This is a genomic window from Rhodoferax sp. GW822-FHT02D07 (assembly GCF_058802405.1).
Genome location: NZ_JBXAOD010000004.1, coordinates 278,227 through 301,740 on the forward strand (window position 1 = coordinate 278,227; position 23,514 = coordinate 301,740).

A 23,514-nucleotide genomic window follows, 5' to 3' on the forward strand; every position below is an offset into this window, starting at 1 on the left:
GCTTGCCCATGCGGCCCAAGGACCTGGGGCTGGCCTTGCTGGTCATCGTCGTCTGGGGTGTCAACTTCGCCGTTATCAAGGTGGGCGTTGTCGGCATCCCGCCGCTGTTGCTGGGGGCGCTGCGTTTCATGCTGGCGGCGTTTCCCGCGCTGCTGTTTTTCAAGCCGCCCAAAGTGCCACTGCGCCTGTACCTGGCCTACGGCCTCACCATCTCGGTGGGGCAGTTTGCGTTCCTGTTCAGCGCCATCCATGTGGGCATGCCTTCGGGCCTGGCCTCGCTGGTGCTGCAGTCGCAGTCCTTCTTTACGCTGCTGCTGGCCGCCTGGTGGTTGAAGGAGCGTTGGCAGGCCAACCAGATGGCGGGTCTGTTGCTGGCGGCCGTGGGCTTGGTGCTGATTGGCAGTGCCACCGGGTCTGCGCAGGGTGTATCTATGCCCTTGCTGGGCTTCCTGCTCACCATTGCCGCAGCTGTCATGTGGGCCTGCGGCAACATCGTGACCCGCGCAGTGGGCCGTTACGGCCCCATGAATCAGCTGGCCTTTGTGGTTTGGGCCAGTCTGGTGCCACCGGTGCCGTTTCTGGCACTGTCCGCTTGGCTGGAAGGTACCGATGCGATGCTGCAAGCGCTGCAGCACATCAACCTCGCCGCCGTTGCCTCCATTGCCTATCTGGCCTGGGCGGCCACGCTACTCGGTTATGGCCTGTGGACGCACCTGATGTCGCGCTACCCCACCAACAAGGTGGCGCCATTCACGCTGCTGGTTCCTGTGGTGGGTCTCAGTACGGGCTGGCTGGTGTTTGGCGAGGCACTGCGCCCCATCCACTTTGCGGGTGGCGCGCTACTCATGGCCGGGCTGCTGGTGAATGTGTTTGGCGCCTCACTCTTTGCCCGCCTGAAGGGGGTGGCATGGAAGACCTGACGCTCTCCGTCTACCTGGTCCTGACCCCCAATGTGCTGATGCTGGACTACGCCGGTCCGGCAGAAGCCTTGCGCATGGCGCGTGACATGGGGGCGCCCATTGCGTTGCATGCCTGCGGGCCGCAGTCGGACATCCATACGTCCTTGGGTACCGGCCTCACCGGGCTGGAACCACTGCCCGCGCAACTGCCTCCCCGCAGTCTGGTGCTGATTGTGGGCAACAGCAATGAGGCGGAAGACTACGCCACAGACATGGCGCATCAGGTTGTGCATTGGCTGCGCAATGCCCCGCGCGAGGACACGCGCCTGGCCAGCATCTGCTCCGGCGCGCTTCTGCTGGCGCAGGCAGGTTGCCTGGATGGGCGCCACTGCACCACCCACCACACGCTAATCGCCGACCTGCAGGCCCATGCGCCCACGGCACAGGTAGCCACAGACCGTATCTTTGTAGATGACGGAAGGGTGTTGACCAGTGCCGGCATCACGACTGGCATCGACCTTGCGCTCTACATCGTGGAGCAGACCGCCGGCCCCGAGCTGGCCTCCCGTGTGGCGCGCCGCCTGGTGATGTACCAGCGCCGCAGCGCACACGATCCGCAGATGTCCCCCTGGCTGGCGCACCGCAACCACATGCACCCGGCAGTGCACCGTGCGCAAGACGCAGTGGCGCGTGAACCCGAGCGCAGCTGGACGCTGGAGGCCCTGGCTGCGGTGGCCTGTGTGAGTCCGCGCCATCTGAGCCGCCTGTTTGTGCAGCACACCGGCATCAGCGTGGTTGTGTACCAGCAGCAGCTGCGCATTGCGCGGGCACGGGAGATGTTGACGCACAACCCGACGCTGTCACAAGAACGCCTGGCGCAGGCTTGTGGCTTTGGATCAGCGCGGGACTTCCGGCGGGTATGGCAGCGCTGCGCGCCAGCTGCGGCTACGAACCGAGGTTCTGCGCGATGAGCTTGGGAATTTCGCCGCGTGTGTAGCCGCGTTTGATGACCTGGTTGAACTGTTCCAGCCAGGGCTTCATCTGCAAATTCTTGGGAAAGGCCAGGAAGTTCGGATCGCTGCGCAGTGGCACCGGCAGCACCACCAGCGTCTCGCGCTGGGCTTCTGGCACGCGGTTGCTGCGCAGGGTTTCCTCAAAGCCGGCCTTGCCTGCGTTGAACAGCGCGCAGTCGATGCGGTCCAGCAAGAGCTTGTTGAGGCGCTCCATCGCACCGCCATCCCCGTCCACATTGAACAGATTGGCCTCGCGCGCTTTTTCAAACGCTTCGCCGTAGCTGCCGCCGCGCCCTATGCCCACGCGCTTGCCATGCAGGTCTGCCAGCTCCTTGAAGGCGAACTCCCGGCCCTTGCGTACCACGATGACGACTTCATCCATGTAGATGGGTTCGGAGTAATCAAACAGGGTAGAGCGCTCTTGCGTCCACGACAGCCCCACAATGCCGCCCGCGCCACCGGTGGCCAAGCGGTAGGCGCGCGCCCAGGGATACAACTCGACCTTGAGCTCGTCGCTGCGCAACTCCTGGTCGGCGTACTTGAGGATGTCGATCAGGATGCCGCGGTTCCTGCCTTCCTGCAGAAACATCTTGGGCGGTGAACTGTCGCCACCGAAGATGGTCAGGTCCGCAGACCAGACCGACAGGGCGCAGCCCAAACCCAGCAAGGCGGAGATGATGCGTTTCATTCCATTCTTTTTGTAGTGGCGGGTTTCCAAACGGTATGCAGTATGCAACCTTTTTTACCATTTGTGCGATCGCCACCTACACGCTCCGGCCTGCTCAGGAGCGAAGGTTCTGGGCAATGATTTTGGGAATGTCGCCGCGGGCGTAGCCCCGTTTGATGATTTGGTTGAACTTGGCCAGCCAGGGTTTCATTTGCATGCTCTTGGGAAACGCCAGGAAATTCGGGTCGCTACGCAATGCAACGGGTAGCACCACCAGCGAGTCCCTGTAAGGCATGAACTCCTTGTGGATGCGCAGCGTCTCCTCAAAGCCGGCTTTGCCCACATTGAATAGTGCGCAGTCAATGCGTCCGGCCACCAGTTTTTGCAAGCGCTGTTGCGCACCGTTGTCGCCATCAGCGACAAACAACTTGGCATTCTGTGCGCGCTCAAACGCTTCGCCGTAGCTCGCATCGCGTACCAGCCCTACACGCTTGCCACGCAGGTCGCTCAGTGTTCGAAAGGGAAACTCGCTGCCACGCCGGACCACGACCACCACTTCATCAAAAAAAAGTGGCTCCGAGTAGTCAAAAATTTCGTCTCGCCGCTGCGTCCACGACAGCCCCAGAATGCCGCCATCCCCCGATGAGGCCTGCATGTAGGCGCGTGCCCAAGGGTAGAGCGCCAAGTGCAGACGATCATCCTGCAAGTGCCGCTCGGCGTAGCGCAGGATATCGATCAGGATGCCGCGCTCCTGTCCCTGTTGCAAATACATCTTGGGCGGCGACCCATCGCCGCTAAAGACGGAAATTTCAGCGGCAGCCGCAGAGGCCGCCATCCACAAACCCAGCAACACAAGCATCAGCGGCTTCACACACATCCCTTTGTTCGGTAGGCAAACAAAGCATAACCCGCAAATCTTTCTGTGCACCCCGGTCCGTGTTTCAATAGCCCACTGCACTTGCTTCCTATCTCTGCATGAACCCCGACGCCCTCAAACTCTGGCGCGCCCCGCAATGGGCGTTTTCCATCCTGCTGGCCCTCCTGGGCATGTTGGGCCCGTTCTCCATTGACACCTACATCCCCGCCTTTGCCGGCATCAGCCAGTCGCTGGGCGCCACACCGGTGCAGATGCAGCAAACGCTGTCGGCCTACCTGTTTGGCTTCGCCTTCATGGCGCTGTTCCACGGCTCGTTTTCGGACAGCTTTGGCCGCCGTCCCGTGGTGCTGTGGGGGCTGGCTGCTTTCACCATCGCCTCCATCGGCTGTGCGCTGGCGCAAAGCATTGGGCAGCTCATCTTCTTCCGCGCCATGCAGGGCCTGTCCACCGGCGCGGGCATTGTGGTCTCGCGCGCCGTCATCCGCGATGTGTATCCGCCCTCACAGGCGCAAAAGGTCATGAGCCAGGTCACCATCTTCTTTGGTGTGGCGCCAGCCATTGCGCCCATGGTGGGCGGCTGGCTGCTGGTGCATGCCAGCTGGCACGGCATCTTCTGGTTCCTGACCGGCGTGGGCGTGTTCCTCTGGGTCGCCAATTACTTCCTGCTGCCCGAGACATTGCACGTCTCGCAGCGCCAGCAGTTCCACATCAAGAACCTCATGGCCGGCTACTGGAAGCTGGGCTCCGACCCGCGCTTTGTCTTGTTGGCGCTGGCCAGTGGCATTCCGTTCAATGGCATGTTTCTCTACGTGCTGAGTGCGCCCGTCTTTCTGGGGGACCACTTGGGCTTGCAGCCGCAGCAGTTCTTTTGGTTCTTCATCCTCACCATCAGCGGCATCATGGGCGGCGCCTTTGTCAGCGGCCGCGTGGCCGGCAAGATCAGTCCCAAGCGCCAGATCCGCAACGGGTTTCTCATCATGCTCATCATCGGTCTGCTCAACCTGGCCGCCAACCTCGTCTTCAAGGCGCATGTGAGCTGGGCCCTGTTCCCCATCGCCATCTTCGCGTTTGGCTGGGCCATGATGGTCCCGGTGGTCACCCTGCTGGTGCTGGACCTGCACCCCGACCGCCGCGGCATGGCGTCGAGCCTGCAGATGTTTGTGGGGTCGACGGCCAACGGTCTGGTGGCCGGCGTGGTGTCCCCGCTGGTCATGCACTCCACCGTGGCGCTGGCTGCATCATCGGTGCTGATGATGTGCCTGGGCCTGTGCTCCTGGGTATTTATTCGGCGGAAGTGGCCCGAGATCGGGCAGAAGGTGGACGCGCTGTGAAAGGGCTGGTGTTGCGAAGGGCAAGTCGTGTGTTCTCTCATGCCGGTGCCGCACTCATGGCGGGCGCATTGCTCGTATTGGCCGGCTGTTCATCGGTACCGCTGGAGCCTGCACCGCCGGCACCGCCGCCCCAGCAAGTGGGCCGCCTGACGGTGGATCAGGCCAACGACGTCACCGTCATGGCCATCGGCCTGGTAGGCACGCCGTACCGCTACGGCGGCAACACGCCCGTCAGCGGCTTCGACTGCAGCGGCCTCATCGGCTATGTGTACCAGCAACGTGCTGGTGTCCAGGCGCCGCGCACGACGGGTGCATTGATCGATTGGGGAACCCGCATTGACGCGCAGGCCCTGCGCACGGGCGATCTGGTCGTCTTCACCCAAAGCGGCCGCGCCACGCATGCGGGCATCTATGTGGGGCAGGGGCGCTTTGTACATGCGCCTTCTACGGGCGGCACGGTGCGGCTGGACAGCTTGCAGTCGGCGTATTGGGCGAAGCAGGTGGTGAGTTATCGGAGGCCGTGATGATGGGAGTGTCTAGCAACTGATTTGCTATTTCTCTGATGTTCTCGTTGTGAGATCTGGGCGGCTTCGAATGTGGATGCTGCTGTGATCGAAAAAACTTTTGCAGCGTTGCATTAAGTTGTAGTCAAGAAGAGTCGCTTTTCCCGAACTGCATTTCATCAACATTATCAATTCGGCAAGATCAAACACGTGAAAGTAATCCCCGGTTTCTTGCATTGACTCAACGAGTTTCAGTTCAATATCTTTCCAATCGCCATCGTGCATCAACTCCGTTAGCAGAACAATGCAATGCAGTGGTTTGTCGCGGACTGGGTTAATCGGTTCTCCTTTTGAGTCAAAGATCATCGCGCCGTTCTTGATGTTCTTCGATGCACCGACTAGTTGGCCTATTGCCTTGATAGCTTGCTTTTGAACTCCTGCTGTCCGTCGTTGTTGAAGTCGTTGGTAGCCCGCCTGTAGAACTGAAAGATCTTTTGCTTCAATCAAAAATGCTCCAAATTCATGCCACGCCAAAATGTCAGAAAGTTCTCGTAGTTTTCCCCCAGCTCTGATTTGAGGGGCTTTATATAGGTTTTTTAAAAAAGCCGATTCAAGAGAACCCCAAATTGCCCTCTCCAGCATTTCTCCTTCATTGGTATCTGTCAATTGCAGTGTGTGGTACTCATGCTCTCCGATGAAAGAAATGTGATTGCTGATCCAAGTGTCATATGTAGGGTGAATTTCTAGCAATGGGATCTTTTCGACGTTATCCAAGACCTGTGTGTTATCGCTTGTATAGCAGAAGCAGTCGAGACAGTGGCTTGCTTCTTTCGAGAAATCGCCTACGTATAGTTGTCCAAACTGTCCGATGAAGGTGGATGCGTCTTGTGCAGTTTGCTCTGTGAGATTCAAGTTTGCCCAGGCAACACATACATCCATTTCGTTGAAGAAAAAAGTAGGGGATGTGCGGCGTAGAAGTAATTCCTTTAGTGCCTCATGCTCCTCTGCATAACGTTGGACACCAGAAATAAACAGTGGGTGTTCTGGGACATCAAATATACGGGCTGCCGTGCAAAGAAAGTTGTCGTGCAATCCAAAGACCAACGCCATATCGCAGCCTGCAAGTACTGCTTTGATACTTGTTGTTGGTGCCTTAATAAGTAAAGCGATTTCTGTTCCTTCGTTAGCTGGAACGAACCAAATGCTTGCGGGTTCCGAGCGCATTTCGCGCAACACTCTCTCACTAGGTATATGCATGCTGCGTGATAAAAATTCGCGGGCTGTATTTGCAGTTTGACGATTCTGCTCAGCGGTGGCTATCCCCCATTGGAGTGAATTTCCAAAATTGCGCTCGTGGAATTTCTGTTTTCACTCCACCTTCACCCCCTCCCCAATCACATAAAACTGCCCACCCGCCACATAGTGCAAGGTTCGCAGTTCATCCGGCGCCTTGTCAAACTCCCAGTGCCCGTTGATGAACACGCGGCTGTCCGCCCAGGCCTGGGTGACTTCGCCGATGAAGAGGTCGTAGGTTTGTTGGTTGTGGGGTTCGGGCACCAGCTTGCAAAGCAGCCAGCCGACGCAGCCTTGCACCAGTGGCACTGCGCTGCCGTCCACGGCAAAGGTTTCCATGCCGTGGCGTTGCAGTTTGTCGGGCGTGTCGGTGGCGCTGTCGCTGCCGACGCCCAGCGTGGCTTGGGCCAAGGCGCGGGCCGGGACGTTGAGGGCAAACCAGCCGCCGCCTTCCACCAGCGCACGCGTGCGCGTGGCCTTGTCGATCACCACCGTCACCTTGGGCGGGCTGAAGTCCAGCGGCATGGACCAGGCGGCGGCCATGACGTTGTGCTGGCCCGCGTGGGCGGATGACACCAGCACCGTGGGGCCGTGGTTGAGCAGGCGGTAGGCCTTGTCCAGAGGGACGGGGGTGCAGAAGTCGGGCAGGGTGGCCATAGTGTTTAAAAAGAGAGCTCCCTTCATGCCAAAGGGAGTTCCGTCTGTAGTGCTTTGCTATGGTGGTCATGCAGCTTGATGACGGACTGCAAATCAGGATGTACCTGCCCGGAGCCCAACGACTCTACGAACTGGCAAGCGGCAAAGCCGATGGCATGTTTTTCGTATTGGTTAACCCATGTGTCACGCAAGTGTTGGCGTGATGCATCAATCGGCCAAATTCCGGGCCTTGGTCGCATGTGGTCTGGGATGCCTATGCGCCAGGGTTTGGCAGTAAGCCTTGCGCGGAAACAGTGCTGGTTCAAACACATGCGAATGTAAAGCGGGTCCGTTCCTACTAGATGGAAAAACTTCTGTACGTCTTCAGCGCTTGGGTCGAATGGTCGATGGGTTGCGAGGAGTCGCAGACCTCCGGGCGTTTTGTATATCCGCAAGTTCCAATCTGGATGTTGTTCTAGGTAGGCAAGAACCCGTTGCCGAGCCAAGTGCATAGCACCTCCGCGAGCTGCCACGAGCCCTCGTCGGCACCACAATGCAACAGGCCCAGACAGGAAGAGGGAGATGAACAGCAGTCCCAATGCCCAACCCCAGCGTTGGTACTGAAAGCCAATGCTTGCGCATGCCACCAGCAGTACGCCGAATACAAAGAATGCCTGTTTGCCATTGCTGGGCGAATGGAAGTCAATATCGGCAAACAGTGCGCGTGGCGTGTTTAGGCAATGCGCGCCGTAGCCATTGCGGGTAATCGCCTCCTCTCCGTGGCGCGATAAAACCTCTTCCCGAATGGGAACGCCAACGGCGCCGTTGTAGGCGGTTTTCCGTTCGCGCTTGTCGATTTTTTCTCCCGAAAGTATCCGCTTCAAGGCTTCTGACGCTCTGGATTCGGCCATCTTCTGCGCATCGGACACGCTGTCATTGGACCAACCGAATCGGCGAACGGTGATCTGGCGCTTGCCCTCGCGGTGTTGTTGACGGGCTTCTGCCCAGAAGTCTGGAACGATCATGTGATGTACTTTTGAGACTGCAAGCTGGTTTCACTTAAGCCACCGCCCGTGCCAGATTTTTCCGCGCGCGGGCTTCCAGGGCAGCGTGGAAGTGGTCAGTACCGTAGATACGCGGCCGGGCTGCGAAGGACTGCAGCACTTCCTTGCGTTTGGTGCGAAACACATCCTCGGGCACGAATGCGTATTCCTCGCGGATCTGTTGCTCGTATTGTGCAAAGCGCTGCGCGTCGGCGCCCAGGATCGAGAGGTCGATGTCCACCAGCAGCTGCGCATCGCCAGCGGCGGGCGGGCTGGTGTGGCGGGTGGCCATGACCAGATCAAAGACGCGTTCTGCCACCTCGGCCTGCGCACCGGCAGTGGTGAGCGCCTGCCGGGCCCATGCGGCGCTTTGGGCCTCGTTGTCGTGGCGGTGCACGTCATACACCGCGTCGTGGAACCAGAGCGCCAGCGCCACTTCGGCAGGCCACTGCGCCAGGTGGCGTACTGCTTCGAAGCCGTGCAAACACTCAGCCAGATGCTGGGTGCTGTGGTAGTGCCGCTGCGGCTCGGCGTAGGCCGCCAGCAGCGCGTCGCATAGCGCGGTTCCGTCGGCGTGTGCCCCGGTATCGCGCCAGGCCGATGCAAACAGGGGCTTCAGGGTGGCTATGGAGAGGGCGTTTTGCATGGCTGAATTCTCGCCCACGTGCCCTGGGCTATGCCAATGGGGCGAGGTCTCGTTCTGCAAAAACCTCTTTGGCGGCAAACAGGCCATTGAGTGCCGCAGGAAAGCCCGCATACACCGCCATTTGCATCATCACTTCTACCAGCTCCTCGCGGGTGCAGCCGACATTGAGCGCGCCGTGGATGTGGACCTTGAGCTGGGGTGTGGCGTTGCCCAGGGCCGTCAGGGCTGCAACAACGCTGATTTCCCGGCTCTTGAGGTCGAGCTGGGGCCGGGAGTAAATGTCACCGAACGGAAATTCGATGAGGTACCGGGCGAAGTCGGGGGCAATGTCGGCCAGCGCATCGATGACGCGTTCGCCGGCGTGGCCATCGATCTCGCGCAGCTTTTTCCAACCACGGGAATAGCGGGACGATTCAGAAGTGTTTTGGGCTTGGTTCATGGGGCGGTCTGGGTAGCAGGCGCCGGTGGCTTGGCAAGCATCTGTTGGTAGGTGCGCATTTTTTCGTCAAGCGCACTGGCGCAGGTGGAAAGCTCTTCGAGCTTGCGGCTCAAGTGTTCGCGATGGAGCTTGAGCATCGCCAACCGTGGTTCCAACGTCGCCTCGCCCTGGGCGCGCAGCGCTGCGTACTGCCGGATCTCGGCCAGCGGCATGCCGGTGCGCTTGAGCCTGAGTACGAATTCAAGCCAAAGAACGTCGCCAGGCGGGTAGTACCGATGGCCGCTGGCATTTCGGCCGGCAGCTTGCAGGATGCCCTGCGCCTCATAGAAACGAAGGGTGTGTGTGGAAAGCCCGCTATGGCGCGAGAGTTCCCCAATGGAGAGGGCGTTGTGGGTCACGGTGTGCATGGTGGGAGTTCGAGTGCACTCTAAGTCAAGAGAAACTTTCTGCAGAAAGCCATCCTGGTGCAGCCCTTGTGGGGCGTGTGCCTGTTGTTCTCGATTTTGATAGCAGGGGCGATTTCCATATACTGTTTATAAATACAGTTAACTGGGAAATCCCTTGCTATGGCTAGCGCTGCGCGCATTTCTCCAGGTTCGCCGGACCCACAGGACATCCACGCCGATGTCTGGCACGCGCACGCCTTGGCGGGTAGCCCGCAGGCCGTGCAGCCCACGGGCGAGGCGCTGCTGGACGCGCAGCTGCCCGGTGGCGGCTGGCCCGTGGGCGCGCTGGTGGAGCTGCTGCAGCCTGCCGGGGTGCACAGCGAATGGCGGCTGCTATTGCCCGCGCTGGCGCGTTGCGGGCAGGGGCCGGTGGTGCTGGTGGGGGCGCCCTTTTTGCCGTTTGCGCCGACCTTGGCTGCGCTGGGCCTGCGTGCCAGCCGCTTGCTGGCGGTCGGGGCAATGGGCGCGGCGCAGGACGGCCGGCTCTGGGCTGCCGAGCAGCTGCTGCGCTGCGCCGAGGTGGACGCGGTGTTGGCCTGGCTGCCGCAGGCGCGCAGCGACCAGCTACGCCGCTTGCAGATGGCTGCGGCCGAGCACCACAAGCTGCTGTTCGTGATGCGGCCCGCATCGTTGCAGACCGAGGCCTCGCCCGCAGCCCTGCGGCTGGTGCTGCAGCCCCGCCCGCCCGAGCCGGGCCCCGCTACCGACGCACCGCTGGCGGTGCACATCGTCAAACGCCGCGGCCCGCCGCTGGCCCAGCCGCTGCCCTTGCAGGCCCGTGCGGCACGGCTGGCCACCCTGCTGGCGGCAGGAGCTGCCCATGCACTGGCTGGCGCTGCGGCCCACGCCTGATGCCGCCCCCGCGCCCGAACCCGCCCTGGCCGATGTGCACACCGCGCTGGCCTGGTGGGCGCTGCGCTTCACGCCCCTGGTGGCGCGGGTGGAGGACGCGCTGGTGCTGGAACTCTCGGCCAGCGCACGCCTGTTTGGCGGGCAGGCGGCGTTGGTTCAACAGGTTCTTGATCAAAATTGGCTTCCAGCCCCCGTGGAATGTGCGCAAGGCGCTACGTCTTTGATAGCGCTTGGGCGTTTGTGGGGCGGCCGTGATGTGCCGCCCGAGGCTCTGTCTGCCCACACACTGGCCGCTGCCCGGCCGCACCTGCCCACGCTGGCGCGCCTGGGAGTGCGCAACTGGGGGCAGTTGCGGGCGCTGCCACGCGGGGGGCTGGTGCGGCGCTTTGGCGCAGAGCTGGTGGACGCGTTGGACCGCGCCTGGGGCCAGCGCCCCGAGGTCTACCCCTGGCTCACGCTGCCCGAGGTGTTTGACGCCCCGCTGGAGCTGGCCGCCAGCGTGGACTCGGCCCCGGCGCTGCTGTTTGGCGCGCGCCGCCTGCTGGCGCAGCTGCTGGTGTGGCTGCGTGCGCGCCAGCGCGGTGCGCTGGCGCTGGAGTTGCGCTGGGACCTGGACGCGCGCCGGTCCAACACGCTGCATGTAGACGCCCACCACACGGGCGGCCAGCAGGGCCGGCTGGAGTTGCGCACGGCCCACGCCACGCAAGACATGGCCCACCTGCAGCGCCTGCTGGGCGAGCAGTTGGCTCGCGTGACCCTGCCCGCGCCTGTTCTTTACCTGCGCCTGCGCAGCCTGCAGACGCAGCCGCTGGCCGGCGAAAGCCACAGCCTCTTGCCCGATGACCTGCGCAAGGGCGACAGCCTGCACCAGACCCTGGAACGCCTGGCCGCCCGCCTGGGCGCTGCGCAGGTGCAGTGCGTGCGCCCCCAGGCCGACCACCGGCCCGAGCGCATGCAGCAGTGGGTGCCGTGGCAGGCGGTGGATGGCGCGCAGGTTGCTACCAAAACAGGAGCTGCTCGCGCACTATCCATGGGGGCTGGAGGTATAAAAGACGCTGAATTGCACCCGCAGGCCAGCGTCTGGCCCACCTGGTTGCTGCCTGTGCCGCAGCGCCTGCCGGTGCGCGATGCGTGCCCGCAGTACCAAGGGGCGCTGGCGCTGCTGGTGGGGCCGCAGCGGCTGGAGGTGGGCTGGCTCGACGGCCCGCCCGCGCTGCGCGATTACTACATCGCCCGCAGCCCGCAGGCCGGGCTGGTGTGGGTCTACCGCGAGCGCTTGGGCAGCGGGGGGCGGGATGCGGAGGAGGGCGCGACCTGGTACTTGCATGGGCTCTATGGCTGAGCCTGCGCGCTACGCTGCCTCTAGCGCAGCCTGAACTTGAGCTGCACCACCAGCGCCCCGTCCACCCGGTCCACCGTGGGGATCAGCCCCAGGTTCACGCCAAAGCGCGCGCCCTCGTAGCTGGCCATGGGCAGCGCGGCCAGAAAGGCGCCGCCGTTCTCGATGCCGGGGTAGCCGTTCATCACCCCGGCCACCAGACCCAGCTTCCAGCTGCCCAGCGACAGGGGCAGCCAGTTCACGGCCGCATAGTTGGTGGTCTGGCGCACGCTGTTGTTGAAGGTGCCGGCCATCAGCGCCACGTCGGGCTGCAGCTGGTATTCCAGGCCCAGGCCGACGTTGTTCTCGTTGTAGTCCTTGTCCCGGTTCGCATGGCTGGAGAAGCCACCCAGATTACCCCAGAGCGCGCCGGGTTGCGGTGCCTCTGCCAGCGCCGCACCGGCCCCCAAGGCCGCGCTTGCCAGCAGCAGATACCCGGGCCGGTTCATGCAGGCGGCCCGGCGGGTGGGTACACATGCCAGCCGTCCCAGTCCGCCTTGCCCAGAGGCACGCCCTGCTGGCGCAGGATGGCGTAGACCATGCCGAGGTGGAAGAAGAAGTTGGGCAGCGCGTACTGCTGCAGAAAGGTGGCGCCGTCCAGCGTGACAGTGGTGTTGCCTGCGGGGTCGCTGATCTGGCGCTGCGCGGCCTGCGCAAAGTCGGTCGGGGTGAGCGTGTCCAGATAGGCCAGGCCTTGGGTCACGCGCGCCTGCAGCGTGGCAAAGCTGGCGCGGTGTTCGCCATGCAGCGGCACGGGCTGGCCCGCCAGCGGCGCGCAGGCGCGGAACACAAAGTTCACCGCCACTTCCACTTGCACGGCCAGCGGCAGCATCCCGGGCGCGAGCCGGGCCTGCAGCAGGGCGGCGTGCCCGGCTTCTGGCATATGCTGCGCGCCCTTGTGCAACAGGCCCTGCAACTGCACCAAGTAGCGGCGGAACACGGGAACGCTGGCGTCGAACAGGGGGACATGCATGCGCCCAATATAGCGGGCTTGGTGCTGTGGATTGGTGAAACTCTTACACTTCGCCCCATGAACCTGCCCACCCACCAACTCAGCATGACCGTGCTGATGTCGCCCGACATGGCCAACTTCTCCGGCAATGTCCACGGCGGCGCCATCCTCAAGTTGCTCGACCAGGTGGCCTACGCCTGCGCCAGTCGCTATGCCTCGCGCTACGTGGTCACGCTCAGTGTGGACCGGGTGCTGTTCCTGCAGGCCATCCATGTGGGCGAGCTGGTCACCTTTCTGGCCAGCGTCAACTACACGGGCAAGTCGTCCATGGAGATCGGCATCAAGGTGATTGCTGAAAACATCCGCTCTCAGGAAGTGCGCCATGTGAACAGCTGCTTCTTCACCATGGTGGCGGTGGACGACCACGGCAAGGCGGCACCCGTGCCGCCGCTGCAGCCCGAGACCGATGACGAGAAGCGTCGTTTTGAGGCCGCGCAGATGCGCAAGCAGTTGCGCCAGGAGCTGGAACACAAATTCCGCCAGACCCGCCAGGGCGGTACGGTCTAGGTAAAAACCCTATACTGGTTCGCAGCCGTGGTGTCGTTGCCACCCTTCCAGAAGGACTGCCTGTGAAACAGCCCCCTCCGCGTCGTCTCTCGCCCTCCGTGTCCAGCGGGGTGAGCCTGTTCAAACGCCTGTGGCGCGGCCGTGCGGCGCCCAAAGACACCAGCCCTCCAAAACTCAACCTCGCCCTGCAAGGCGGCGGTGCGCATGGTGCCTTTACCTGGGGCGTTCTGGACGCGCTGCTGCAGGACCCGCGCATGCAGTTTGAAGGGATCAGCGGCAGCAGCGCTGGCGCCATGAATGCCGTGCTGCTGGCGCAGGGCTGGATGGTGGGCGGCCGGGAGGGCGCGCGCCAGGCCCTGACCGACTTCTGGACCACCGTGGGCCAGCAATTGCCTTGGGGCATGCTGACCACGGGCAATGGCGATGCCATCAGCCTGCTGCCCACCACCAAGATGCTCGCAAGCTGGGCGGGCTTCTTCTCCCCCACCGACCTCAATCCCCTGGCGATCAACCCGCTGCGCAGCCTGCTCAAGCGCCAAGTGGACTTTGAGCAACTGCGCAAGAAAAGCCCTTTCAAGCTGTTCATCGGCGCCACGCAGGTCAACACCGGCAAGCTGCGCCTGTTCCGCGAGCAGGAGCTGACCGTGGACGTGCTGCTGGCCTCGGCCTGCCTGCCCAAGATCCACCACACGGTGGAGATCGACGGCCAGCCCTACTGGGACGGCGGCTTTGCAGCCAACCCGGCGGTGTTCCCCCTGTTCTACGACTGCGGTGCCAGCGACATCCTGCTGGTGCTGCTGGCCCCGCTGGAGCACAACGGCGTGCCGCACACGGTGGACGAGATCGAGGCGCGCATGGAGGAGTTGGGCTTTACCTCGCACTTCCTGCGCGAGATGCAGATGTTTGCCCGCGTGCAGCAAAGTGCGCAGGGAGCACAGAGCGGGCAAGTCGGCCTGCTGGAGCAGCGGCTACAGGCGGTGCGCTTTCACATGATCGATTCCAGCCAGCTGCCCAGCCTGCAGCGCAGCGAGACCAAGCTACTGGCCCAGTCATCCTTCCTCACGCTGCTGCACGCCCAAGGCCTGGAGCGCGGCCAACGCTGGTTGGCCCAGCATGGCGCTGCCGTGGGGCAGCGCACCACCGTAGACATGCGACAGTGGCTGGCCTAATCGTTCAAGCGTAGCGGCTGGTCTTCAAACTCGGTGTTGAGCACCACGGTGCTGGTGGTCCGTGCCACGCCGGGGATGGCCTTGATCTGCAGCAGCACAGCTTCCAGGTCGCGCGCATGCGCAGTGCGCACCTTGGCCAGCAGGTCGTACTCGCCGGCAACGCTGTGCAGCTCCTGCACCGCCTCCACCTTGCGCAGGTGGGCGGCGATGTCGCGGCAGTGGGCGCCACCGTCGTTGCGAATGGCCACAAAGGCGGTGAAGTTCAGGTCCACCGTGAGCGGGTCCACGCTGATGGAGAAGCGGCGGATGACGCCGCGCTCCAGCATCTTCTTCACGCGCTCGTGCACGGCGGCGGTGGACAGGCCCACTTCGGCCCCCACCTCGGCGTAAGAACGTCGGCCGTCTTCTCCTAGCGCCGTAAGAATTTTGGCGTCCGTGGAATCTATCTGAATATTTGCTTGCATTGAGCGTTATTTTGAGTAATATCACGCCATGCGGCGCTTGGTGCCGTAAATTTTACGGACAAATCATGAATTCAGCACTCAATATTCAGCAAGGCTGGCGGCTCTCGCCCTTCTGGCGGCTCATGGTGGCGCTGTGGCTGGTCTACATCGTCTGGGGGACGACCTACTTTGCTATCGGCATTGCGGTGCAGAGCTTTCCACCGCTGTGGATGAATGCCACGCGCTTCACGCTGGCCGGTGTGCTGATGTTGGCCTGGGCACTGTGGCGTGGCGAGAAGCTGCCGAGCTGGCGCCAGTGGCGCAACGCCGCCGTGGTGGGCGGGCTCATGGCTTTTGGCGCGATGAACCTGGTGGTGTTCGCGCAGAAGCACGGCATCGGCTCGGGTCTCATGGCCACGGTGGTGACCACCATGCCCATGTGGCTGGCGCTGTGGACGCGGCTGGGTGGTGAGCGCGTGCCGCTGACCAGCTGGGCCGGCCTGGGGCTGGGCGTGCTGGGCGCGCTGCTGCTGGCAATGGAGGGCGACTTCTCGGCCAGCTGGCTGGGTGCGCTGGCAGCCTTTGGCGCACCGCTGTGTTGGAGCGTGGGCTCCTACGCCTCGCGCAAGCTGGACCTGCCGGGCCCGGCCATGGCCTCGGCCACCGAGTGGCTGGCCGGCGGTCTCATGGGTGTGGTGGTGGCTTTTGTGGTGGAGCCGCAAGGCGCGCTGAGCCAGGTGACGCCGCAGGCCTGGCTGGCCTGGTGGTACCTGCTGGTGTTTGGCACGCTGGTGGCGCTCAACGCCTACCTCTGGCTGTTGCAGAACACCACGGCCGCCATGGCAGGCAGCTACTCCTTCGTGAACCCGGCCGTGGCCCTGCTGGTGGGCGTGCTCATCGGCAAGGAACAGCTCACGGGCTGGGTCTTTCTGGCGCTGCCGCTGATTGGTGGCGCATTGGCCATGATCATGTACGGCCCGGCCATCGTTGCCTGGCTGCGCCGAAGGACCAGCCGGGTCTAAAGAGGGTCAGACCGAGGTCATCCCACCGTCTACCGTGTGGGCCAGGCCGGTCACAAAGCCGGCGGCGTCCGAGCTGAGCCACAGCACGGCGGCGGCCACCTCGTCGGCCTCGCCGATGCGGCCAATCGGGTGGATGCCGGCCACCGCCGGACCCACCTTGGGATCGGCCGCCACAGCACGTTCAAACATCACGGTGCGGATCACGCCTGGGCAGACCGCGTTGACGCGGATGCCCTTGCGCCCGTATTCGGCGGCAGCGGATTTGGTGAGGCCGACGACGGCGTGCTTGCTGGCCGCATAGGCTGACATCTTGGGCGCACCGATGAGGCCGGCCACCGATGCCGTGTTGACAATGCTGCCCCCGCCCTGGGCCAGCATTTGCTGGATCTGGTACTTCATGCACAGCCACACGCCCTTCACGTTGACGCCCAGGATGCGGTCAAACGTGGCCTCTTCGCAGTCGGCCAGGCGCATGTGCTCCTCTTCGATGCCGGCGTTGTTGAAGGCGCAGTCCAGCCGTCCGAAATGCGCCACCACTTGCGCCACCATGGTCTGCACCTGCGCGGTGTTCACCACGTCGGCCGCTACAAACAGGGCTTCGGCGCCCAGCGCGCGTACCTGGGCTGCCGTCTCTTCACCGGCCGGCACGTCGCGGTCGGTAATCGCCACCTTGGCGCCTGCGCGCGCAAACGCCAGCGCGCTGGCGCGGCCAATGCCACCACCACCGCCGGTCACCAGCACCACCTTGTTGTCAAAACGCATGTCCATGGTTCGTCCTTCAGCAAACAACCGTTCAAAAAAGCCATCTTAGGAGGCCACGGCTGGCGCTGTCATGCTCTGCGTAACCCATGCGACAGGGGCGCCGGGCTTGGCCTATAGTGGCCGATGACCCATCACAGAGACCCAAGGGAGACCACCATGACGACATTTCGCAGCCGCTTGGTCCTGCCGCTGTGTCTGGCCCTGGGTAGCAGCGCGTACGCGCTGACGCCCGAAGAGCGGCCCTATCTTGGTGGCTACACCAGCGGCTCCGTGGATACGGTGAGCCAGATCATGCTGCTGGATGACCATACCTTCTGCTTCCGTTTCATGGGCGGCGCGCTGGACATGCTGGTGGCCGGCCACTGGAAGGCCTTGCCCGGCAAGGATGCCGGTATTCGCCTGCAGGAAGTGCGCAAGCCGGCGCCGCAGTTTCCGGCCTTTGCCAAGCCCAGGCCGGGCAGTGAGGTGGTCTTCGACTTCCACGGCTACACCCTGGGCGAGGCCCGCTCTCCGGTGTTTGCCGTGTCGGCCACGGCTGCCTGGCCCGTGCAACTGCGTCCCCTGTTTGCGGAGGGGCGGGAGAGCTGGGCCGAGAGCTACCCCTTGCCCGCCATGCCCACTGCCACGGCGCGCTATTTCTACATCGGGCAAGTGGAGGTCGATGCGCGGGGCAGGCCGACTCAGCTGCGGGTGACCCAGTACCAACTGCCTGCGGCTTTGCCGGGCAGCAAGGTGCGCCTGGGCTTCGACACCCAGCAGGCGCGGCCCGCACTGGACATGGTGGCTGTACTCAAAGGGGAGCGCCTGCAGGTGGATGGGCAGCCCTTTGGCAAGCGCGATGCCTTGACGCCGGTGCAAGTGGGTGAGATTCGCACGGCATGCGTGGCCCCGGTATTGAACCCGGGCAAGGGCCGTGCTCCGGAGGATGCGGATGACGGGGAGGATGCACCGCGTGAGCGGATACCGGCGCTGGTGCCGCGTGGCAGCAAGTTGTTGCCGCTCTCCAGTGTGCAGGGGGCGCCCTGGGTGCCTTTGCCTAACCTCTGAGGCGCTTGGCTCAGGCCGCCAGGCCCATCATGTCGGCCAGGTCGTGGCGTTGCAGGGGTTTGGCGAAGGAGCCCAGCACGCGCAGGCCGTCGGAGACGGCTACTTCAGCGGCGATGGAGAGCATGAGGCTGTCGCCGCCGCTGAGCAGGATGATGCCGCCGCGGTAGTGGGCGCGGGCCAGGTGGCCCAGAAAGTCGATGCCGTCGGTGTTGGGCATGACCAGATCGCAGATCAGGTAGTCCGGCGGGGCGGGCATCCTGCTCAGTACATCGGCCCCGGTGCTGCCGTCGCGCGCGGTGTAAACCTCGGCCACGCCCAGGCTCAAGAGCATTTCGCGCAGCACGGTATGGCTGAAATCGTCGTCGTCCACCACCAGCACGCGCAGGGTGCCGCTATAGGCCTCCTGTTGCTGGTTCGCGGCTTCGGCACGTACGGCGGCGGCCTGGCGGCGACGCTCCAGGCTCTCCAGCACTGCGGTCAGCACAAATTCGGAGAGCGACTCCTCCTTGTCGAGCAGGGCCTCAATATCCGCGCGCAGGGCCGCGGTGATGGGGATGGCAGGCAGGGACGACAGTTGCATGCGGCAAGTGTAAGTGAATGTTAATGTTTTACCAGAAATAAGCTGTATATAAATACAGTTATTTGTTATAAATTCATTCCCTGATGCACTGGAACACCCCGCGATGCTTCCAGATTACGCCGAACTGTACTGCCTCTCGTCCTTCAGCTTCCAGCGCGGAGCTTCGCAGCCCGACGAATTGGTGACGCGCGCCCATGCCTTGGGCTACCGGGCGTTGGCCATGACCGACGAATGCTCCGTCGCTGGCGTGGTGCGGGCGCACACCAAAGCCAAGGCGCTGGGTTTGCAGCTGCTGCCGGGCGCCGAGTTTTCGGTGGCGCTGGCCGATGGCAACCACTTCCGGCTGGTGGCGCTGCCGCACAGCCTGTTGGGCTGGGGCAATCTTTGCGAGTTCATCACGCAGGCCCGCATGGCGGCCGGCAAGGGGCAGTACCAGTGCAGCTGGGCTGGCTCGCCTTGGGCCCTGCTGGCGGATTGTGAGGTGCTGCTAAGCTTTTCGGCTGCTATCAAAATGGAAGCTGCTTGCGCAATATCCATGAGGGCTAGATGCCTATTTGGCCGTCATGTCTGGCTGGCAGCCAGTGCAGGGCTGGTGGCGGGGGATGCGCTGCAGCGCCTGCGCGTGCAGCAGCTGGCGGCCTTGAGCGGTCTGCCGGTGCTGGCCACGGGGCAGGTGTGCATGCATGTGCGCTCGCGCAAGCCGCTGCACGATGTGCTGACCGCTGTGCGCCTGGGGCAGCCGGTGTCGGCCTGTGGTTTTGCGCTGCAGGCCAATGCCGAGGGGCACCTGCGTTCGCGGGCCCGATTGGCGGCGCTGTTCCCGGCGGACTGGCTGGCGAATACGCTGACCGTGGCGCAGCGCTGCCGCTTCAGCCTGGACGAGCTGGCCTACCACTACCCGCTCGAAGCCGTGCTTCCGGGCCAGACGGCAGTGCAGACGCTACGCCATTACGTGGAGGAGGGCGCGCGGGAGCGCTGGCCGCAGGGTATGCCCGATAGCATCCGCCGGCGTGTGGAGGATGAACTGGCGCTGATCGAGGAACTGCGCTTCGAGATGTATTTCCTCACGGTGCATGACATCGTGCGTTATGCGCGCAGCGTGCACATCCTTTGTCAGGGGCGCGGCTCGGCGGCCAACTCGGTGGTCTGCTACTGCCTGCACATCACCGAGGCCAACCCGCTGGAGACTTCGCTACTGTTCGAGCGCTTCATCAGCCGCGAGCGCAACGAGCCGCCCGACATCGACGTGGACTTCGAGCACCAGCGCCGTGAAGAGGTGATCCAGTACATCTATAAAAAGTACGGCCGCAGCAGGGCTGCCATTGCCGCCACGGTCATCCACTACCGCCCCCGCAGTGCGCTGCGCGACGTGGGCCATGCGCTGGAGATTCCGGAGGCGCTGATCACCGCCATGGCCAAGGAGCATCCGGGCATGTACAGCCGCGCCGTGCTGGCGGAGCGACTGTCATCTGCTATGGAAAAAGTAGCTGTTGGCGCAGATTTCGCGGGGGCTGGGGTCGAAATTACTTCAGAACGCCGGCTGCAGCTGTGGCTGGCGCTGAGCATGGAGCTGCAAAAGTTTCCTCGCCACCTGAGCCAGCACGTGGGCGGCTTTGTGCTGACGCAGGGCCCGCTCACGCGCCTGGTGCCGGTGGAGAACGCGGCAATGAAAGAGCGCTCCATCATCCAGTGGGACAAGGACGATTTGCAGGATGCGCGCCTGATGAAGGTGGACGTGCTGGCCCTGGGCATGCTCAGCGCCATCCGACGCTGCCTGGAGATGGTGACGCAGCGGCGCGGGCTGGCGACCCCATTTCGCATGCAGGACATTCCGCGCGACGACAAGGCGACCTACGACATGATCTGCGCGGCCGACACGGTGGGTGTGTTCCAGATCGAGAGCCGTGCGCAGATGAGCATGTTGCCGCGGCTCAAACCGCGCAAGTACTACGACCTGGTGGTGGAGGTGGCCATCGTGCGACCGGGGCCGATTCAGGGCGGCATGGTGCACCCCTACTTGAAGGCGCGCAATACGGGTGAGAACAAGTCGCCCTATCCCGCGCTGGAGGAAGCCCTGAGCCGCACGCACGGCATACCGATTTTCCAGGAGCAGGTGATGCAGATTGCCGTGCTCGCCGCCGGTTTCACGCCGGGCGAGGCCGATGCGCTGCGCCGCTCCATGGCGGCCTGGAAGCGCAACGGCAATGTGAGTCAGTACCACGACCGGCTGGTGGGGGGCATGGTGGAGCGCGGCTACCCGCTGGACTTTGCCGAGGCCATCTTCAAGCAGATGGAGGGCTTTGGCGAATACGGTTTTCCCGAGAGCCATGCAGCCAGTTTTGCCATCCTGGTCTATATCAGCAGCTACCTCAAGTGGCACGAGCCGGCCTGCTTTCTGGCGGCCCTGCTCAACAGCCAGCCGCTGGGTTTTTACGGCCCGGCGCAACTGGTGCAGGACGCGCAGCGCCATGGGGTGGAGGTGCGCGCAGTGGATGTGCTGCGCAGCGACTGGGACTGCACGCTGGAGGGCGACGCGGTACGCCTGGGCCTGCGCCTGGTCAGCGGCCTGACGCGCGTCGTGGCCGATCGCATCACCACGCAGCGCCAGGCGGTGTCCTTCACCAGCACCCAAGACCTGGCCCTGCGCTGCCGCCTCGACACGGCCGACCTGCGGGCCCTGGCCAGCGCCGACGCGCTGGCGCCACTGAGCGGCCACCGCCGCCAGCAGGTGTGGGACGCCTCGGCGCTGCTGCCGGCGCCCGCGCTGCTGCAGGGCGTGCCGATTGAGGAGGCCGAGCTGCAACTGCTGCCGGCCGGGGAGGGTGAGGAGGTGACCTTTGATTACGCCGCCGTGGGACTCACTTTGCGCTCGCACCCCTTACTGCTATTGCGCGAGCAGCTATCAAAACAGAAGCTGCTGACGGCGGCGCAGATGCGCAACTACCCCACGGGCCGGCTGGTACGGGCTTGCGGCATCGTCACCGCGCGCCAGCAACCGCAGACGGCCAAGGGCGTGGTGTTTGTGACGCTGGAGGATGAAACCGGCAGCGTGAATGTGATTGTCTGGCGCAACGCCAAGGAGCAGTTCCGCGACGTGGTCTACCGCGCCCGCCTCATGGCGGTCTACGGCATCTGGCAGCGCGATGACGAGAGTGGCGGCGAGGTACGCCATGTGGTGGCCAAGCGCCTGGTAGACCTGACCCACTTGCTGGGCGACCTGGCCACGACCAGCCGGGATTTCCACTGAGGCGTGGCCAATGCGCTAGAACTTGAAGCGCAGACCAAAACTCAGGAAGTCTTCGCCATTGGCACCATGACTGTTAATCAGGTCGTAGATGGCGCAGCGGTGGTGCAGGCGGACAAAGAATTCGGTGTCCGGCGTCTGCGGGCGGGAGAAGGCAGCTTCAACGAACAGGAAGTTCAGTGTGCGCGAGCCCTCGCCGTTGGCGCCACGCTCCATGGGTCCGACTTCGCTGGTGTAGGAAACACCCAGCGGCGCCAGCCGAATATCGATGCGCAACACATCACGCCAGGGAAAACCGCTCCAGCGGATAGCGGGCGCCACCGCGATCTCGGTCAGGCTGGCCATGCCCCACTGCTGGCCGATCATGCCATCCAGTTCCAGCGCCAGTGGCCAGTCCTGGGACTTCCACAGCGTGGTGCTGCCCGTGAGGGCCAGCATGTAGTGCTCGGAATAGTTGGCAGTGCCCGCCAGGGCGCCTGCAGGCTCGGCGTCGTGGTATTTGCCGACGTAGAGGCCCCAGCTGGAGTCGCGCGCCTGCGCATGGGCTTGCCAAGGCAGCGCCAGACCCAGGGCGAGAAGCAGGCAGCGGAGCATGCCCGCATTCTCCCGCCGCACTTGGCGCACACCAAACGGTGCGCGCCAAGTCCCCGGATTCGCTGGGGAGATGCTCAGCCCTGGGCGACGGTGACCGGCAGCCCGGTCTTGAGCGACTCGGTGACTGCCAGTCCGATGCGCGTGGCTTCCAGCGCGTCAGACAGGGTGAGCGTGAGGGCGCGCTCGCCCCGGCAGGCTGCGACGAACTCGGCCATCTCGGCAGCGAAGGCGGCCTCGAAGCGTTCGTAGAAGTCCTTGAGCACGGCATGGCGCACGCCCTGGGTGTCACTGCGCACCACACGGTCGCGCGCGGCGTGTTCTCCCACCAGCAGCTTGCCGGCGGTGCCGATGATTTCGGTGCTGGTCTCATGCCCATGGGCCATGGTGCGCGAGGCGTAGAAGACTGCTTTGGCACCGCCCTCAAAGTCCACGATGGCCAGGCCGTTGTCCACATCGCCAAACTCGCTCAGGCCGGGGTGCAGGGCCACGGTGCCGGTTGCGTAAGCGCGCAGAGCCTTGGGGCGGCCCAGCATCCAGCGCGCCAGGTCGATGTCGTGCACGCTGCAGTCCATGAAGATGCCGCCCGAGGTGGGAGCAAAGCGCACGAAGAAGCCGTCGGGGTCGTTCTGGTCGCAGGTCTGCGATCGCACGATGAAGGGGCGGCCGATCTCACCCGCCTCAATGCTGGCCTGGGCCGCACGGTAGCTGGGGTCAAAGCGGCGCACAAAGCCCACCATGGCCACCAGCTCCGGGTGCTTGGCGGCCTCTGCCACTACGCGTTCGCAATCGGGCACGTTCAGCGCCAGGGGCTTTTCCACGAACACATGCTTGCCGGCCTGCAGCGCGGCAATGGTCTGGTCGGCGTGCAGGGAGGTGGGAGTCACCAGCACCACGGCGTCCACGTCGGGGCTGGCCAGCAGGTCTTCGTAGCGGGAGTAGACCTGTGCAATGCCGAGTTGTTCGGTGGCATACGCACGCTCGGATTCTACCGGGCTGCAGGCGGCGGTCAGCACGCAGTTGCGCGTGCTGAAGGCCAGGGCTTGCGCGTGGCGCTGGCCCAGGCGGCCCAAGCCCACGATGCCAATGCGCAAAGGAGATGTCATGCTGCGCC

26 protein-coding genes are annotated in these 23,514 nt (G+C 63.8%); 11 read left to right on the top strand and 15 right to left on the bottom strand.

The window, feature by feature from the left end:
* Positions 1-8: 8 nt before the first annotated feature.
* Both AC1RNN_RS12100 and AC1RNN_RS12105 read left to right on the top strand, forming a co-directional pair.
* Positions 9-920, top strand: coding sequence for an EamA family transporter (locus tag AC1RNN_RS12100; RefSeq protein WP_493089487.1), 912 nt, complete (start codon positions 9-11; stop codon positions 918-920).
* Positions 908-1,870 (top strand): GlxA family transcriptional regulator, encoded by a 963-nt coding sequence (locus AC1RNN_RS12105; protein ID WP_493089046.1) that lies wholly within the window; start codon positions 908-910, stop codon positions 1,868-1,870. Before AC1RNN_RS12100 ends, AC1RNN_RS12105 begins: the two co-directional genes overlap by 13 nt.
* Here the strand turns inward: AC1RNN_RS12105 and AC1RNN_RS12110 are convergent.
* Positions 1,845-2,600 carry a substrate-binding periplasmic protein gene (locus AC1RNN_RS12110; protein WP_493089045.1) on the bottom strand — a complete coding sequence of 252 codons (756 nt, stop codon included), beginning with the start codon at positions 2,598-2,600 and terminating at the stop codon, positions 1,845-1,847. The genes AC1RNN_RS12105 and AC1RNN_RS12110 overlap by 26 nt on opposite strands.
* A gap of 94 nt (positions 2,601-2,694) precedes the next feature.
* Positions 2,695-3,537, bottom strand: a complete 843-nt coding sequence (locus AC1RNN_RS12115; RefSeq protein WP_493089043.1) for a substrate-binding periplasmic protein — start codon at positions 3,535-3,537, stop codon at positions 2,695-2,697.
* Positions 3,538-3,554: 17 nt separating this feature from the next.
* On the opposite strand from AC1RNN_RS12115, the gene AC1RNN_RS12120 reads away from it, so the two are divergent.
* A complete protein-coding gene (locus AC1RNN_RS12120; protein WP_493089041.1) occupies positions 3,555-4,787 on the top strand; it encodes a multidrug effflux MFS transporter in 1,233 nt (410 codons plus the stop codon).
* Positions 4,788-4,816: 29 nt separating this feature from the next.
* Positions 4,817-5,311, top strand: coding sequence for a C40 family peptidase (locus tag AC1RNN_RS12125; RefSeq protein ID WP_493089039.1), 495 nt, complete (start codon positions 4,817-4,819; stop codon positions 5,309-5,311).
* Positions 5,312-5,338: 27 nt separating this feature from the next.
* On the opposite strand, the gene AC1RNN_RS12130 is transcribed toward AC1RNN_RS12125, so the two are convergent.
* The 6 genes from AC1RNN_RS12130 to AC1RNN_RS12155 all read right to left on the bottom strand — a co-directional run bounded on the left by AC1RNN_RS12130 (position 5,339) and on the right by AC1RNN_RS12155 (position 9,754).
* Positions 5,339-6,514 (bottom strand): hypothetical protein, encoded by a 1,176-nt coding sequence (locus AC1RNN_RS12130; protein WP_493137417.1) that lies wholly within the window; start codon positions 6,512-6,514, stop codon positions 5,339-5,341.
* Positions 6,515-6,658: 144 nt separating this feature from the next.
* Entirely contained in the window at positions 6,659-7,240 is a 582-nt protein-coding gene (locus AC1RNN_RS12135; RefSeq protein WP_493089036.1) for a flavin reductase family protein, read from the bottom strand.
* A gap of 23 nt (positions 7,241-7,263) precedes the next feature.
* Positions 7,264-8,244 (bottom strand): hypothetical protein, encoded by a 981-nt coding sequence (locus tag AC1RNN_RS12140; RefSeq protein WP_493089034.1) that lies wholly within the window; start codon positions 8,242-8,244, stop codon positions 7,264-7,266.
* A gap of 34 nt (positions 8,245-8,278) precedes the next feature.
* A complete protein-coding gene (locus AC1RNN_RS12145) occupies positions 8,279-8,908 on the bottom strand; it encodes an HD domain-containing protein (RefSeq protein WP_493089032.1) in 630 nt (209 codons plus the stop codon).
* 28 nt (positions 8,909-8,936) lie between these two features.
* Positions 8,937-9,347: a carboxymuconolactone decarboxylase family protein gene (locus AC1RNN_RS12150; protein ID WP_493089030.1), complete on the bottom strand. Its 411-nt coding sequence runs from the start codon at positions 9,345-9,347 to the stop codon at positions 8,937-8,939.
* On the bottom strand, positions 9,344-9,754 hold the full coding sequence (locus AC1RNN_RS12155; RefSeq protein WP_493089028.1) for a MerR family transcriptional regulator: 411 nt from the start codon (positions 9,752-9,754) through the stop codon (positions 9,344-9,346). The genes AC1RNN_RS12150 and AC1RNN_RS12155 overlap by 4 nt, the downstream gene beginning before the upstream one ends.
* 159 nt (positions 9,755-9,913) lie before the next feature.
* Between AC1RNN_RS12155 and imuA the strand changes: the two genes are divergently transcribed.
* The gene (gene imuA, locus AC1RNN_RS12160; RefSeq protein WP_493089027.1) at positions 9,914-10,645 is read left to right on the top strand and encodes a translesion DNA synthesis-associated protein ImuA; all 732 of its coding nucleotides are present in this window, start codon (positions 9,914-9,916) and stop codon (positions 10,643-10,645) included.
* A complete protein-coding gene (locus AC1RNN_RS12165) occupies positions 10,614-11,987 on the top strand; it encodes a Y-family DNA polymerase (protein WP_493089025.1) in 1,374 nt (457 codons plus the stop codon). Before imuA ends, AC1RNN_RS12165 begins: the two co-directional genes overlap by 32 nt.
* A gap of 20 nt (positions 11,988-12,007) precedes the next feature.
* Here AC1RNN_RS12165 and AC1RNN_RS12170 read toward each other — a convergent pair whose 3' ends face one another.
* Positions 12,008-12,472, bottom strand: coding sequence for a hypothetical protein (locus tag AC1RNN_RS12170; protein ID WP_493089023.1), 465 nt, complete (start codon positions 12,470-12,472; stop codon positions 12,008-12,010).
* The gene (locus AC1RNN_RS12175; protein ID WP_493089022.1) at positions 12,469-12,996 is read right to left on the bottom strand and encodes a DUF1993 domain-containing protein; all 528 of its coding nucleotides are present in this window, start codon (positions 12,994-12,996) and stop codon (positions 12,469-12,471) included. The genes AC1RNN_RS12170 and AC1RNN_RS12175 overlap by 4 nt, the downstream gene beginning before the upstream one ends.
* A 57-nt stretch (positions 12,997-13,053) precedes the next feature.
* Here AC1RNN_RS12175 and AC1RNN_RS12180 point away from each other — a divergent pair, with 57 nt between their 5' ends.
* The gene (locus AC1RNN_RS12180) at positions 13,054-13,542 is read left to right on the top strand and encodes an acyl-CoA thioesterase (protein WP_493089020.1); all 489 of its coding nucleotides are present in this window, start codon (positions 13,054-13,056) and stop codon (positions 13,540-13,542) included.
* Between the two features lie 62 nt (positions 13,543-13,604).
* Complete coding sequence (locus tag AC1RNN_RS12185; protein ID WP_493089019.1) at positions 13,605-14,711, top strand: patatin-like phospholipase family protein; 1,107 nt, start codon at positions 13,605-13,607, stop codon at positions 14,709-14,711.
* Here AC1RNN_RS12185 and AC1RNN_RS12190 read toward each other — a convergent pair.
* Positions 14,708-15,175 (bottom strand): Lrp/AsnC family transcriptional regulator, encoded by a 468-nt coding sequence (locus AC1RNN_RS12190; RefSeq protein WP_493089018.1) that lies wholly within the window; start codon positions 15,173-15,175, stop codon positions 14,708-14,710. The two genes, AC1RNN_RS12185 and AC1RNN_RS12190, sit on opposite strands and share 4 nt — an antisense overlap.
* A gap of 65 nt (positions 15,176-15,240) precedes the next feature.
* Between AC1RNN_RS12190 and AC1RNN_RS12195 the strand changes: the two genes are divergently transcribed.
* Entirely contained in the window at positions 15,241-16,176 is a 936-nt protein-coding gene (locus tag AC1RNN_RS12195; protein WP_493089016.1) for an EamA family transporter, read from the top strand.
* Between the two features lie 6 nt (positions 16,177-16,182).
* Here AC1RNN_RS12195 and AC1RNN_RS12200 read toward each other — a convergent pair whose 3' ends face one another.
* Positions 16,183-16,944 (bottom strand): SDR family oxidoreductase, encoded by a 762-nt coding sequence (locus AC1RNN_RS12200; protein WP_493089015.1) that lies wholly within the window; start codon positions 16,942-16,944, stop codon positions 16,183-16,185.
* Positions 16,945-17,094: 150 nt separating this feature from the next.
* Here AC1RNN_RS12200 and AC1RNN_RS12205 point away from each other — a divergent pair, with 150 nt between their 5' ends.
* The gene (locus AC1RNN_RS12205) at positions 17,095-17,985 is read left to right on the top strand and encodes a hypothetical protein (protein ID WP_493089013.1); all 891 of its coding nucleotides are present in this window, start codon (positions 17,095-17,097) and stop codon (positions 17,983-17,985) included.
* Positions 17,986-17,995: 10 nt separating this feature from the next.
* Here the strand turns inward: AC1RNN_RS12205 and AC1RNN_RS12210 are convergent, their stop codons facing one another.
* Positions 17,996-18,565, bottom strand: coding sequence for a YlcI/YnfO family protein (locus AC1RNN_RS12210; protein WP_493089012.1), 570 nt, complete (start codon positions 18,563-18,565; stop codon positions 17,996-17,998).
* A gap of 103 nt (positions 18,566-18,668) precedes the next feature.
* On the opposite strand from AC1RNN_RS12210, the gene AC1RNN_RS12215 reads away from it, so the two are divergent.
* A complete protein-coding gene (locus tag AC1RNN_RS12215) occupies positions 18,669-21,812 on the top strand; it encodes an error-prone DNA polymerase (RefSeq protein WP_493089010.1) in 3,144 nt (1,047 codons plus the stop codon).
* 15 nt (positions 21,813-21,827) lie between these two features.
* Here AC1RNN_RS12215 and AC1RNN_RS12220 read toward each other — a convergent pair whose 3' ends face one another.
* Entirely contained in the window at positions 21,828-22,403 is a 576-nt protein-coding gene (locus AC1RNN_RS12220) for a hypothetical protein (protein ID WP_493089008.1), read from the bottom strand.
* A 74-nt stretch (positions 22,404-22,477) separates the two neighbouring features.
* Complete coding sequence (locus AC1RNN_RS12225; protein WP_493089006.1) at positions 22,478-23,506, bottom strand: Gfo/Idh/MocA family oxidoreductase; 1,029 nt, start codon at positions 23,504-23,506, stop codon at positions 22,478-22,480.
* Positions 23,507-23,514: the final 8 nt, after the last annotated feature.

Coding starts and splice junctions, on each gene's coding strand:
- AC1RNN_RS12100 (WP_493089487.1), top strand. CDS start 9: ATGCGGCCCAAGGACCTGGGGCTGGCCTTGCTGGTCATCGTCGTCTGG.
- AC1RNN_RS12105 (WP_493089046.1), top strand. CDS start 908: ATGGAAGACCTGACGCTCTCCGTCTACCTGGTCCTGACCCCCAATGTG.
- AC1RNN_RS12110 (WP_493089045.1), bottom strand. CDS start 2,600: ATGAAACGCATCATCTCCGCCTTGCTGGGTTTGGGCTGCGCCCTGTCG.
- AC1RNN_RS12120 (WP_493089041.1), top strand. CDS start 3,555: ATGAACCCCGACGCCCTCAAACTCTGGCGCGCCCCGCAATGGGCGTTT.
- AC1RNN_RS12130 (WP_493137417.1), bottom strand. CDS start 6,514: ATGCGCTCGGAACCCGCAAGCATTTGGTTCGTTCCAGCTAACGAAGGA.
- AC1RNN_RS12135 (WP_493089036.1), bottom strand. CDS start 7,240: ATGGCCACCCTGCCCGACTTCTGCACCCCCGTCCCTCTGGACAAGGCC.
- AC1RNN_RS12140 (WP_493089034.1), bottom strand. CDS start 8,244: ATGATCGTTCCAGACTTCTGGGCAGAAGCCCGTCAACAACACCGCGAG.
- AC1RNN_RS12145 (WP_493089032.1), bottom strand. CDS start 8,908: ATGCAAAACGCCCTCTCCATAGCCACCCTGAAGCCCCTGTTTGCATCG.
- AC1RNN_RS12150 (WP_493089030.1), bottom strand. CDS start 9,347: ATGAACCAAGCCCAAAACACTTCTGAATCGTCCCGCTATTCCCGTGGT.
- AC1RNN_RS12155 (WP_493089028.1), bottom strand. CDS start 9,754: ATGCACACCGTGACCCACAACGCCCTCTCCATTGGGGAACTCTCGCGC.
- imuA (WP_493089027.1), top strand. CDS start 9,914: ATGGCTAGCGCTGCGCGCATTTCTCCAGGTTCGCCGGACCCACAGGAC.
- AC1RNN_RS12165 (WP_493089025.1), top strand. CDS start 10,614: ATGCACTGGCTGGCGCTGCGGCCCACGCCTGATGCCGCCCCCGCGCCC.
- AC1RNN_RS12170 (WP_493089023.1), bottom strand. CDS start 12,472: ATGAACCGGCCCGGGTATCTGCTGCTGGCAAGCGCGGCCTTGGGGGCC.
- AC1RNN_RS12175 (WP_493089022.1), bottom strand. CDS start 12,996: ATGCATGTCCCCCTGTTCGACGCCAGCGTTCCCGTGTTCCGCCGCTAC.
- AC1RNN_RS12180 (WP_493089020.1), top strand. CDS start 13,054: ATGAACCTGCCCACCCACCAACTCAGCATGACCGTGCTGATGTCGCCC.
- AC1RNN_RS12190 (WP_493089018.1), bottom strand. CDS start 15,175: ATGCAAGCAAATATTCAGATAGATTCCACGGACGCCAAAATTCTTACG.
- AC1RNN_RS12195 (WP_493089016.1), top strand. CDS start 15,241: ATGAATTCAGCACTCAATATTCAGCAAGGCTGGCGGCTCTCGCCCTTC.
- AC1RNN_RS12200 (WP_493089015.1), bottom strand. CDS start 16,944: ATGGACATGCGTTTTGACAACAAGGTGGTGCTGGTGACCGGCGGTGGT.
- AC1RNN_RS12205 (WP_493089013.1), top strand. CDS start 17,095: ATGACGACATTTCGCAGCCGCTTGGTCCTGCCGCTGTGTCTGGCCCTG.
- AC1RNN_RS12210 (WP_493089012.1), bottom strand. CDS start 18,565: ATGCAACTGTCGTCCCTGCCTGCCATCCCCATCACCGCGGCCCTGCGC.
- AC1RNN_RS12215 (WP_493089010.1), top strand. CDS start 18,669: ATGCTTCCAGATTACGCCGAACTGTACTGCCTCTCGTCCTTCAGCTTC.
- AC1RNN_RS12220 (WP_493089008.1), bottom strand. CDS start 22,403: ATGCTCCGCTGCCTGCTTCTCGCCCTGGGTCTGGCGCTGCCTTGGCAA.
- AC1RNN_RS12225 (WP_493089006.1), bottom strand. CDS start 23,506: ATGACATCTCCTTTGCGCATTGGCATCGTGGGCTTGGGCCGCCTGGGC.